We start from the raw sequence: 12235 nt of genomic DNA, 5'->3' as shown, positions 1-12235 counted from the left end.
TTTCAAAGTATTGATTTCACAAATCACTGCGCTTTCTTTATGCTAATGAAAGTCTTTAAATTTTAATGCGAATATCATTATGCTACCTGTCCTTCGTATCTTGTTAATAGAACAAGAGCCAGCCGTATTGCAAGCGCTCTCAAGCAATCTGTCAAAAACGATCCCTAATTTTGAGCGAGAGGATGTTCAAATCGATATTATTGAATGTCTCGAACTTTCAAAAGCCTTGGAGCATGTCACTGAAGATGGTGATATTCAAGCTGTCGTGCTGAGTTGGGATGTGCAACAGAAAAGTGGCGAACAAACCTATAGTCGCTTTATCGAGCAATTAAAAAGTATTCGTCTAGAATTACCGGTTTATGTTATTGGTGATGACACTAAAGGGCTTGAGATAGTCAACGAATCCGAGGAAATCGAGTCTTTCTTCTTTAAAGATGAAGTTATCTCAGATCCTGAAGCCATTTTAGGTTATATGATCAACGACTTTGATGACAGAGCCGAGACGCCATTTTGGACCGCGTATCGCAGTTATGTCGGCGAAGCGAACGACTCTTGGCATACTCCAGGTCACAGCGGCGGTTCGAGCTTTAGAAACTCTCCTTATATCAAAGATTTTTATCAATTCTATGGCCGTAATGTATTTGTCGGAGACTTGTCTGTATCGGTTGATTCGTTAGGTTCACTGTCAGACAGCACCAATACCATTGGCCGCGCTCAGGAATCCGCAGCAGCAACGTTTGAGGTTAAACGCACCTACTTCGTGACCAACGGTTCGTCCACCTCGAATAAAATTATTTTGCAAACCCTACTTCGCAAAGGTGATAAGGTGATCATCGACCGCAACTGTCATAAGTCTGTGCACTATGGCATTTTGCAATCGGCCAGTTTCCCAATCTATTTGTCGAGTATCTTAAATCCAAAATATGGCATATTTGCACCGCCTTCACTGGCCGATATTAAGCAAGCGATTGAACAAAATACCGATGCAAAACTACTGGTGCTCACCGGCTGTACCTATGATGGTTTGCTGAGCGACCTAAAACAAGTCGTAGAATTTGCCCATCAGCATGGCATCAAAGTCTTTATTGATGAAGCTTGGTTTGCTTACTCGCTATTTCACCCTAGCTTGCGCCATTACTCCGCCATTCATGCAGGTGCCGATTATGTCACCCATTCGGCGCATAAAGTCGTATCGGCATTTTCGCAGGCGTCTTATATCCATATTAACGACCCTGATTTTGATGCTGATTTCTTCCGTGAGATTTACAGTATCTACGCCAGCACCTCGCCAAAATACCAACTGATTGCGTCTTTGGATGTGTGCCAAAAGCAGTTAGAGATGGAAGGCTATAAATTACTCAATGCGCTGCTGAACCATGTTGCAGAGTTCAAACAGCAGATGGCCTCGCTCAAACATATAAAAGTGCTTGATAAGCAAGATTTTATGAACATATTCCCACATTTTAGTGGCGATAATATGGGTCATGATCCGCTTAAAATCCTCATCGATATTAGTGAACTGCCATACTCATTAAAGGATATTCATAAGTTTCTGCTAGACGAAATTGGGCTGGAGATTGAGAAATACACGCACAGTACCATCTTAGTCTTACTAACCTTGGGTGGTACACGCTCAAAGATCATTCGTTTATACAATGCCTTAAAGAAGCTCGATGGCGGCAAGGTAAAACTATCGAAGTCAACGCGACGCTCACGCTTACCTGAGAATTTACCCGCTATTGACCTTGCTTGTATTCCTAGTGATGCCTTCTACGGTGAACGTGAATCTGTGCCTATTAGCAAGAGCAACAACCGTATTTGTGCAGGTTTAGTCACCCCGTATCCTCCGGGTATTCCGCTTTTGGTGCCGGGTCAACATATTACCCAAGAGCATATTGAATATCTCAAGGAACTGGCAGGCCAAGGATTGACCATTCAAGGTAGTTTCGATGGTGAGATCTACGTGCTTAAGGAGCAAGAGGAAAAATAAAGCGAGCCACTATCGTTAGTTGACTCACTGAGCAGCGATGTCATTAGACATTGCTGCACCAGCATTATAAAGAGCTGTTAACTCACTGAGTATAGCCTTAACTGAGAAACAATTTGTTTATCAGGCTAATTACTACTAAGAATTATGATCCACCTGAGAACACATAAAAATTTAAAAATCAAATCGTTACCATCAAGTCCTGTATTATTACCCTTTAGCCTAAATTGACTAGCTCTACCCATCTAATCAATACACGCTGATAGAAAGGCACTATCTTTGGCTCAGCTTAAGATATTCCACTGATGATACAAAGTAATCAACCTGAGTCTTGGATAAGGAATAAGCTAACTTATTGTTTTTAAAGTTCACCTTAATTTCCCCCTTGTCCAGCCAGAGAGTTTTAGTGGTAACACTGCTTCCTGTAGGCAAGGCAAATTTACGCACCAATAGCTGGCATAGGGAGTGAATTCAATGCAGTTAGCGCTAATACTAATCCGATAAATAGTATTCTACGCTCGTGACCACACGTACAATTTTGATCTGCGGTGTATTACTGTCTCTATCGCGAATGCTAAATTGCCCTTGTCTTGCTGATTTTATTTTGCCAAGTACAGAGTCGGAATCTTTAGCAAATTTGACCGCCACTTCTCGTGCTTTTTGTGTGGCTTCTTGCACCATTTCAGGCTTAATATCATTAAGGCCAGTAAACAAATATTCAACTCGATTTTGATAATCATCTTTGGTGATGGCAATACCTTGTTTGGCCAGCTCACTTAACTGCCCTAGCGCTTGCGATACCTTATCTGGATTATTGGAGTACACTGTCACACCAGCTTTTGCCACATATCGAAATCCCTGATTATTTTGTCCGTACTCTTGGGCGTATTTATCTGTAATAGAAGGCGCTGATATCGAAAGCTCGGAAGCATCAAAGCCATGTAAGGTTAAGAACGCGCGGATAGCTGCGTTTTTCTTTTCAGTGCGCTCAACCAACGCTTCCAGATCGTTATCTGCATCACGATAAAATACAGGCCAAATCACCGTATCTGCCGTTACTTCCTTTTCCGATAACCCCTTTACACTTACCGTTCGCTCCATTCCTTTTACTTCTAGAATGGTCGATTTTACCATCCAGCCACTCACTATCACCGCCAGTGATAGCAAAGCCGCAGGAGCTAAATATTTACTCATAGTAGACATATCTTTGTCCTCAACGTTACGCCTCAGTCATGGTTTTCGTACAATTATTATAGGGATAGATCAAAGTCTACCTTGATTGCACTCGAAAACTGCGAGCAAAATGGTAGAGTGGTGCTTATGAGCTGCGGCTGAACTAGGAAACAGTATGAGCGTAAAGCGTATTAGCCAATTTTTTAACCCCCAATCTATTGCGGTGATTGGTGCTTCTAACAATCCAGATCGCGCCGGCTTTATTGTAATGCGTAACTTGCTGCAAGGCGGCTTTAAAGGGCCCATTATGCCCGTCAGCCCAAAACATACCGCAGTGCATGGAGTACTTGCTTACAATACTATTAGACAGTTACCCAAAGTCCCTGATCTCGCTGTTATTTGTACCAACAAACAAACCCTAGTGCAAATCATCAATGAGCTTGGCGAAATTGGTTGTCAGCATGCAATCATCATCGCAGCAGGTCTCGATAATCAGCATAAACAACTATTAAAAGAAGCCGCCAAAATAGCCAAAGTCACCTTGCTTGGTCCTAATTGCCTCGGTTTACTCATTCCTCACTTGGGTATTAATGCTAGTTTTTCTCATACGGTTGCAGCACCCGGTAAGCTTGCTTTTATTTCACAATCGGCGGCGGTATGTTCAACCATACTGGACTGGGCACAACATAAAAAAATCGGCTTTTCTTACTTTGTTTCCGTTGGGGATTGCCTTGATATCGATTTCGACGAACTACTCGATTTCCTCGGACGGGATCCAAAAACCCAAGCTATTTTGCTTTATATTGATAATATCGACGATGTTAGGCGCTTTATTTCCGCAGCTCGAGCCGCTGCATTTAGTAAGCCCGTCATCGCCATAAAAACCGGTAAAACCAAGGCTGGCGCAATCGCTGCGCTGAATCACACCGGCGGCAATACCTCCGATGACGCAGTTTATGATGCCATGTTCCAACGTGCAGGTATGCTGAGGGTAAACGATCTTAGGGAGCTATTTGCTGCCACTCAAACCCTTGCTTTACACCCCAAATTGCTTCAAGTAGAACAGCTGACCATTTTAACCAATGGTGGCGGCCCTGGCATTATGGCGGTCGATACCTTACTACAGAACTCAGGCAAACTGGCGGTGCTAAGCGAGCAGACCAAGCAAGCGCTCAGCGCCCTGATCCCACAAACGGATCATGCTTGTAACCCTATAGATATTTTTGGTGATTCCTCGCCAAAACGTTACCAACAAGCACTAGAAGTTCTGTTAAAAGCTGACGAAGTCAAAAACTTATTGATAATTCATACTCCTTCAGCGCTTGCGCCAAGTACCGCTTATGCCGAGATCATTGCACAGACCCTAGCCAAAATTCCAAAAATGGCACGCCCTTATGTGATGACAAACTTTATGGGTGAAGAAGCGGCATATGCTGCAAGGCTTGTATGCGCAAATGCTAAGATCCCAACTTATCGTACACCCGAAGGTGCAGTTGGTGCCTTTATGCACTTGGTGAGCTACCGCCGAAACCAAAAACATCTCACACAGACACCAGAATCCTACAGTGATGAAGACCAGCTGCAACACCTGCAAAGCAAACGTTTAATCAATGACTTTTTAAACTCTGGCGCCAATAAACTCGCGACCCATTTAGCTTCTCAAGTGCTGGCTAATTACGATATAGAATGTATAGAGACGCAAATCGCACTCACCCCCTCAGAAGCAAAAGAGCAAGCTCAGCAGCTTGGCTTTCCCGTTGCACTTAAGCTGATAAGTCATGACATCCCCTCTAAGTCGGAAGTGGGTGGGGTTGTGCTCAACCTCAATGATGCCGAAGAAGTAGAGCAAACCGCATTTTCGATGTTACTACGGATCCGTGAGGCGGCACCCGAAGCTGAAATAGAAGGCTTCTCTTTGCAACGCATGGCAAAACGCGCAGGAGGACAAGAATTACGGATCGCGGTAAAAACCGAACCTGGTGTTGGCCCTGTTATTTTACTGGGTGAAGCGGGCACCGGGCTTAATTTCTCGCAAGCTGCGGTGGCATTACCGCCACTGAATATGAACCTTGCAAAGTACCTGATTGCAGCCGCCCATGACAAAGGCTTTATCAAGGAGCGAGCACTGCCTGAAAAGGTCGATAAATACCGTCTGTGCGCCCTACTCACTCGTGTCTCTCAAATGGTAGTCGACCAACCCGATATTATTGATATGGAACTCAACCCTATTTTGGCCTGTTCGGGTCAGTTCCAAGTACTCGACGCCAGTATTACGCTAAGACGATACGAGCCAGTATCAGGCCGTAAACGCTTGGCCATCCGGCCTTACCCCCGAGAGTTGGTAAAAACCGTGACATTAAAAGATGGCCGCCCTGCAACCTTGAGACCTATTCGTCCTGAGGATGAAAGAGCGCACCAAGAATTTGACCAGTCTTTAAGTAAAGAAGATAGATACCGCCGCTTTTTTGGCGAGCTGCCGCAATTTAATCATGAGCAACTCGCCAAAATGACGCAAATTGACTACGACCGAGAAATGGCGTTTATCGTCACTGTGCCGAATAAATCTAGCTACCAAACGCTTGGGGTATCACGCGTATTGATGGACCCAGATAACCAAGTGGCTGAATTTGCCGTAGTGGTACGCTCAGACTGCCAAGGACTTGGGCTTGGACGAATACTCATGGAAGCTGCTATAAAACACTGTCGTAAACAAAACGTACAAAGTATAGAAGGGATCACTCTGCCAGAAAATAGCGGTATGATAGGTCTTGCAAAAAAGCTCGGATTCACCGTATCTCGAGATTTTGAGGAAGGCACCATTCAGATGGTGTTACACTTAAACTAAACACAAAAAAGATAAGGGATGCTGGCAACTTGATGCAACTTCACATCAGAGAAAAAACGGCTGCGGTGCTCGAGGCTACAGGGCAATACCGCCGACTCGGGCGGGCAGTTGATATCTTCCTCATCACCCTGATTTTAACCAATGTCGTTGCCATCGTGTTGGAATCTGAGCGCGACTTAGCAACTGTGTACCATCACTACTTTCTCACCCTAGAGTTAGTCAGTGTGACCATCTTCGCCATTGAATACTTACTGAGATTTTGGTGCTGTGTCGATAAGCTTGATTACCGCCATTTGGATATACCAAATTGGAAAAAGCGCCTAAAGTATCTGATATCACCGCTGGCGGTGATTGATCTCATCGCTATTTTGCCAACCATATTAATGGCCTTTATCACCTTTGATCTGCGTTTTTTACGTGTTATTCGATTACTCAGGATCTTTAAGCTGACGCGCTACTCTCGGGCCATGCAGTTGCTACTCGCAGCATTTAAAGAAGAATCGAGTTCATTACTTGCCGCCTTTTTTATCATGAGTGTGGTGCTAATCATGGCCTCTTGCGGAATTTATCTTATTGAACACGATGTGCAACCGGATAAATTTGGCTCCATTCCTAAAGCGATGTGGTGGGCGATGGCTACTCTAACCACCGTGGGTTATGGCGATGTTGTGCCTATCACCCCGCTTGGACAATTTTTTGGTGGCCTTATCACTTTACTCAGTATGGGCATGGTCGCGATCCCCACCGGCCTCTTGGCCTCAAGCTTTGCGGACCAAATGCGCAAACGTCGAGATGCATTCAATGAAGCGGTATTGCATGCGTTAGTCGATGGTGATGTCGACAAAAGTGAACAAGCCCATTTAGAAGCCCTTCGTATAGAGCTTGGCTTAAGTCAATTGGAAGCAAACCAAGCAATTAAACTAATGAGTAGTCAACGCGTCCATCATATGTACTGTCGTCACTGTGGTAAAAAGCTGTAGCCAAAGAGACTACAGCTATATTTCAGAGAGTAGCTGCGCGACTTGTTCGCCACTAATCGCCGAGCTGAAACGGTAACCTTGATAATAATCAACTTGCTCTGCTTTGATGCGTTGATACTGTAGATCGTTTTCCACCCCTTCTGCGACACATTTTAATCCCAATCCATGCGCTAAATTTACACATGAGCGAATAATTAAATAGCTTTCAGGATCCTCAGCAATTTGCTGTACAAAGCTTTTATCTATCTTGATGACATCAATAGGCAATTGTTGCAGATAGGTCAAAGAGGCATACCCCGTCCCAAAGTCATCCATATAGATACGACAGCCCAGTGCTTTTATTTCTTTCATCACTTTCACCGCGCTCTCAACGTTAGAAAGCAGAGCTGTTTCTGTTATCTCAAAGGCCACAGAATGACCCGACACTTTACTGCGGCACAGTGCTTGTTGAATATCCTCGACTAAGCTTGAGGATTCAAAATCAATGGCCGAGAGATTAATGGATATATATAGGTCTTGCTTCATGGTTTGCCAGTGTCTCAATTCAACTAATGCCCGAGAAAGGGTTTGTAAGGTAAGCTCGGTAACGACACCGGCATGTTCAGCAGCAAGCGCATACTCCTGCGCACAAAACTCGCTATTTTCAGGCCAGCGTAATAGCGCTTCAAAGCCAAGCAGAGTATCGCTTTCTACATCGACAATAGGCTGATAATGATTACTAAATTCACCATTTTTTAAGGCCCTCATAAGTGCTTGCTCGACTTCTCGTGAACGCCTAACCTTGCCATTCATTTCTTCGCGAAAAAACTGATAACTGGAAATTTGCTGTACATTAACATGCTCAAGCGCAGCCTTTGCTGCTTGGTTTAACTCAAAAGCGTCTGACGCATCGTCGGGATACATTGCAATACCAATGGCAGGTTGCATAAGTACGGTATGCCCTGCGGCTTCAATTGGAGTACTAAATGAGTGAACCAAACACTCAACATACTGATGAACCTGTTCAGGGTTGTCGAGGTGCTCCATCAACACATAAAACGACTTATCATGTCCCGTCGCTAAGCTATCTAACTCACGGAAGCAGCAGCGTAGCTTTGTTGCAAGCAGAGGAAGCAACTCAGCAACAAAGTCTGCACCATAGATATCGTATAGGTTCTGCAAACGGTTAAACTTTATGACCAAAAGTGCGAAATGTGTATGTTGCGAATGCACGATTGCGTGCTGCACTCTATCCATCAATAACGCTTTATTTGGTAACTTAGTTTGTAAATCATAGTTAGCAAGCTGGTATAGCTCTTTTTCTGTGCGCTTTTGCTGGCTAATATCGGTAAGCACCACCACATAACTGTATAGTTCACCATCGCTATTCGCCACGGCACTAATTTTTATAAGTACGTCTCTTTCGTCACCATTGGGCAAACTCACCACTTCCTCAGAGCTTAAATGCTGATGCACAGCCAGCGCCAACGTCTGACGTAGATACATCATACGTTTTTGTCTCGACATCCCAAGCTTCACCGCAGTGCTTGATGATGGGATAGAGTCAAGGTTAAAGGCATTTTGCATCGCCCGATTACAAGCCTGAATACGCAGTCTTTTGTCTAAGATCATTACCCAGTCACGGGTCTGCTCAAACGCCGCCCCAAATAATGCGGCTCGCTCTTCAAATAAACGCTCACGCGTTAAGTTGGTATAGGTGCCTGCCACCTGAGTTGGATTACCTTCATCCCACTCAAGTACCTTGCCAAAGTCCTTATACCAACGCCACTGACCTTTGCTGTCTTTTAATCGATAAGTACAGTCGATAAAGCCTTTGTTCGTTGTGACGAACTCAAGCCACTGTAAGCGAAACATGGCTCTATCCGAGGGATGTATCTTTTGCAGATAATCATCCAAGCCGACACTCTCAAGCTCGTAATCGAGCTCCGTAACTAATCGAGGCTGATAGATTAAGGTACTACCCGCATGCCACTCCCATACGCCGGAGTTACTTCCCTCTAGCGCCATTTTCAACCTAGCTTCGCGGTCTTGTGTTTCCTTATGAGCGGCAAGAATAAGTTGCTCGACGCGATACTTTCGATAGCTCCAAAGAGACAGTAGTAAGAGCGTAAGAAAAACATATCCGGCAATCGCAACAGGTGAGCGCCACGCGGGGTAATTTACATTAATGGTTAATTTTGCAGGCGGTGTATAATCTCCTGTTAACGGATCTTTAGCCCAAACTTTTAACGCATATTCACCGGGATTAAGTTTAGGAAATACCACGCGATTTTGATTACGACTCAGGATCTTCTGACCACCAGATATTTGATACTCATAAATAATCCGATCCTGATAACTAAATGCCATTGCAGAGAATGACACTTCGAGTCCAATGTCATCATGCTCAAGCTCGATGTGATCAAATTGCTTTAATCCGGCTTTTTGATTTGGGCGAGAAATTAAATCCACGCTGGTGATATTGACATGATCAAGTAATGGCTTTTTAGGTCTGTTGTCATCGGGAGAAAACACCACAAACCCTTTCAACATACCATAGGCTATGCGACCGTCTTCCAACATCACCGACGCGCCACCGTTAAACTCATTAGAAAGTATGCCATCTTCGGTCGTGAATTGTTGTAAATGCAAATTATCTGGGTCTAGACGCCAAATACCTTTATGAGATGACATCCAAATCATACCTTCCTTGTCTTGACGCATTTCATACATCAAAGTATCTATTTTATGGGCTTTTAAATCGATGTTATAAATTGGCTCGTAACCATCTAACGTCAGACCAATCAAACCAAAGGATGATAACGACAACCACAAGATATTATTTTTATCTATGGTGTAGGTAGTGATATCGACCGCTAAATGCTTATTTGCTTTCGGCGCTTTATAGATCTCAGTTAGCGTTTCCAACTGCGGATCATATTGCAGCAATACGCCAGCATAGTAGTAAAGGGGTTTAAGCGGCTCGTTTGGAAGTGGTGGGTAGAAGCCATAAGTAAGAAACGGATCGACATTTTCAAATGACTTCGTCAGGTGTGTCAGCTCTGCTGTATTAATATCGTAAACGAACATCCCAACGTCACTATTGACGAAATAAAACTTACCATCAGATAACAACTCCCCACCTTTCACAAAGGATGTCAATATCTCTTTATCTTCTGGATTGTTAGCCTTGGGCCTTGTTACTTCGTGAGTAATAGGGTCAAAGACAAACAGTCCTTTTACCGTCGTGAGCCAAAGCTTATTGTTATACTCCGCAATCTTCCAGATAATAAACTCTGAGAGAATTTCGTCACCCAAGTAACCCTTTAGAAACTGTTTAGTCTCTCTGGTTTTTGGATTGTATCGTGTTAGGCCGTCATTCGTTGCCAGCCACAAAAATTGATTAGATTCATGCATCGCCCAGACATTACTGTGAGAAAAACCTTCACCTTCAACGGTAAGATCACTAACATTATCAAACGCCAGCGTACTGTCTGGTAAGTAAAATGCACCGTCTTCTTTTGTGGCGACCCAAAGGCCACCATAGTTGTCTTTAACAATATCAATAATACTGGTATTTGACGGCAAAAATACGCTTGAAGACAAACGCCTATCTCGAACCGCATTACCATCTTCAATCGTGTAATAAACAAGACCTTTGTCAGTACCAAGCAGCAAGGTATGTTCATCATGCCTGAGCATTTTCCATATGTTTAGTTCGGGAAGCAGCGTTTTAAACGGTACCTCTGCGTCAAAATCTTTTAGTAGTTGAGAAATATCTAGCTCATACATCCCCTGAACCGCACCCACGAGCAAGGTATCCTGGTCTAAAATAAATAGTGATTTAGTATTTGTTTGATAAGGATGTTCAATGGGAGCAAGGTGATCGAGGGTTCTTAATTTTTTCGTTGTTAAATGATATGCAAACAAGCGCTCTGAAGTGGCGATAAACAAGATGTCTTGATGTTGATAAACAGCGCGTATAAAACCACTTTCTTCATCTAACGGTAAAGTCACCTCACTCTTGAGCTTACCTGAGTGGATATTGAGGGTCGCAACATCATTGGTACGCACAACCCACATATGATCATCATCTTTGGTCAAAACAATATTAACCAAATTAGAATAAAACTCGTCCTCTGTAGACGGTGGTTCTATATATTTTCTATACTCATCTTTCATCGGATCGTATCGCAGTAACCCTGCAATACCCGTCGTGATCCAAATCCCACCAAGGTTGTCCTGATAGATATAATTTACCTGCACTTTATCAAGTACGCCATCGGGTCCATTTACATCCAATACCTGATAGCCATCGTAACGGTTAAGCCCACCTTCAGTGGAAAGCCATAGATACCCTTGCTCGTCGATAAGCAGTGTATTGACGTAACTTTGTGATAACCCTTCAGCAGGTGAAAGTCGTGAAATTTGCGCGGCATTTACCAATGCAGTAAATAGGCAAATGCAAAATATAAAACACAGGCGAAACATAAAAGGCCGAGATTGTTAATTAGACGTAATACATTGCCACGAGTTGACGGTTTTGTCCAAGATAACTAGATAAGCGAGAAGCGAGTTCAGACGGTAATTGGCATGAGTTATTTTGAAACCCAAGTGCGGTATAAAAATGACAGAGGTGGCGATATGCAAAGGTATAAACTGTTTGCCCAGGGTTTACACTGCGAAAATGATAAACAGCTGATTCAATTAATTTTTTTGCAACACCTTTGCGTCTAAACTGCGGTGCAACATAAACGCCTACAAGTAACCAATAGCCATCTACAGGCTGTAAACGACAAGCCGCTATAATTTTACTATTATCTTTAACTGCCCAAACGTTGTCGTGTTTTGCAGCTCGTCCTCGTGCTTTTTGAGCATCATAAAACTTATTAACGAGCGGTGTCATTATCGCTGGGAGTAGTTCAACCGAATACATCAAGCAAGCATCAGGCTCAAGTAAAATTCAAACTTTTGCTTCAACGTATCCTGTTCAGAGAGTGGCCTTTGATTGATCGCATCATAGATTGCTTCTCTACTTTTTTTGCCTCGTTTTATTTGGTACGCCCAAAACGATGCTTCATACTCAAGTTGAATTTGGTATTTTTCTTGTCTAGGTAGCAAACATAGGTTGTGGCTCATTACACATCATTCAATTTTAAGTGAAGGGAACCACAAGTGTATCACAAGCCAACACACCTATTGCAGCAAAATCTAGTTTTGATTAAACCGAGATGCTGTGCACTTTTTTGTAAAAATTATGTATACTAATAG

The 12235-nt window shown here is 43.4% G+C and carries 7 protein-coding genes; 3 read left to right on the top strand and 4 right to left on the bottom strand.

Going from position 1 to position 12235, the window contains the following annotated elements:
• The first annotated feature begins 79 nt into the window (after positions 1–79).
• Complete coding sequence (locus GSF13_RS09735) at positions 80–1990, top strand: aminotransferase class V-fold PLP-dependent enzyme (protein WP_010607380.1); 1911 nt, start codon at positions 80–82, stop codon at positions 1988–1990.
• Positions 1991–2479: 489 nt separating this feature from the next.
• Here the strand turns inward: GSF13_RS09735 and GSF13_RS09730 are convergent, their stop codons facing one another.
• On the bottom strand, positions 2480–3190 hold the full coding sequence (locus GSF13_RS09730) for an SIMPL domain-containing protein (RefSeq protein WP_010607381.1): 711 nt from the start codon (positions 3188–3190) through the stop codon (positions 2480–2482).
• 145 nt (positions 3191–3335) lie between these two features.
• Here GSF13_RS09730 and GSF13_RS09725 point away from each other — a divergent pair, with 145 nt between their 5' ends.
• Positions 3336–6005 (top strand): bifunctional acetate--CoA ligase family protein/GNAT family N-acetyltransferase, encoded by a 2670-nt coding sequence (locus GSF13_RS09725; RefSeq protein ID WP_010607382.1) that lies wholly within the window; start codon positions 3336–3338, stop codon positions 6003–6005.
• Positions 6006–6037: 32 nt separating this feature from the next.
• Positions 6038–6985, top strand: a complete 948-nt coding sequence (locus GSF13_RS09720; protein ID WP_102056235.1) for an ion transporter — start codon at positions 6038–6040, stop codon at positions 6983–6985.
• 15 nt (positions 6986–7000) lie between these two features.
• Here GSF13_RS09720 and GSF13_RS09715 read toward each other — a convergent pair whose 3' ends face one another.
• The 3 genes from GSF13_RS09715 to GSF13_RS09705 are packed head-to-tail and all read right to left on the bottom strand — an operon-like array spanning position 7001 to position 12103.
• The gene (locus GSF13_RS09715; RefSeq protein WP_249122759.1) at positions 7001–11455 is read right to left on the bottom strand and encodes an EAL domain-containing protein; all 4455 of its coding nucleotides are present in this window, start codon (positions 11453–11455) and stop codon (positions 7001–7003) included.
• Between the two features lie 19 nt (positions 11456–11474).
• On the bottom strand, positions 11475–11900 hold the full coding sequence (locus GSF13_RS09710) for a GNAT family N-acetyltransferase (protein WP_211868051.1): 426 nt from the start codon (positions 11898–11900) through the stop codon (positions 11475–11477).
• Positions 11900–12103 carry a DUF3283 family protein gene (locus tag GSF13_RS09705; protein ID WP_010607386.1) on the bottom strand — a complete coding sequence of 68 codons (204 nt, stop codon included), beginning with the start codon at positions 12101–12103 and terminating at the stop codon, positions 11900–11902. Before GSF13_RS09705 ends, GSF13_RS09710 begins: the two co-directional genes overlap by 1 nt.
• Positions 12104–12235 lie beyond the last annotated feature (132 nt).

This window comes from Pseudoalteromonas sp. M8 (assembly GCF_018141365.1).
In the GTDB taxonomy this organism is placed as follows: domain Bacteria; phylum Pseudomonadota; class Gammaproteobacteria; order Enterobacterales; family Alteromonadaceae; genus Pseudoalteromonas.
The sequence above is the reverse complement of the archived record's forward strand: the minus strand, read 5'-3'. Positions and strand labels throughout refer to the sequence as shown.

Bases quoted from the DNA above. Each gene is read 5' to 3' on its own strand.
- GSF13_RS09735 (WP_010607380.1), top strand. From the start codon at position 80: ATGCTACCTGTCCTTCGTATCTTGTTAATAGAACAAGAGCCAGCCGTA.
- GSF13_RS09730 (WP_010607381.1), bottom strand. From the start codon at position 3,190: ATGTCTACTATGAGTAAATATTTAGCTCCTGCGGCTTTGCTATCACTG.
- GSF13_RS09725 (WP_010607382.1), top strand. From the start codon at position 3,336: ATGAGCGTAAAGCGTATTAGCCAATTTTTTAACCCCCAATCTATTGCG.
- GSF13_RS09720 (WP_102056235.1), top strand. From the start codon at position 6,038: ATGCAACTTCACATCAGAGAAAAAACGGCTGCGGTGCTCGAGGCTACA.
- GSF13_RS09715 (WP_249122759.1), bottom strand. From the start codon at position 11,455: ATGTTTCGCCTGTGTTTTATATTTTGCATTTGCCTATTTACTGCATTG.
- GSF13_RS09710 (WP_211868051.1), bottom strand. From the start codon at position 11,900: ATGTATTCGGTTGAACTACTCCCAGCGATAATGACACCGCTCGTTAAT.
- GSF13_RS09705 (WP_010607386.1), bottom strand. From the start codon at position 12,103: ATGAGCCACAACCTATGTTTGCTACCTAGACAAGAAAAATACCAAATT.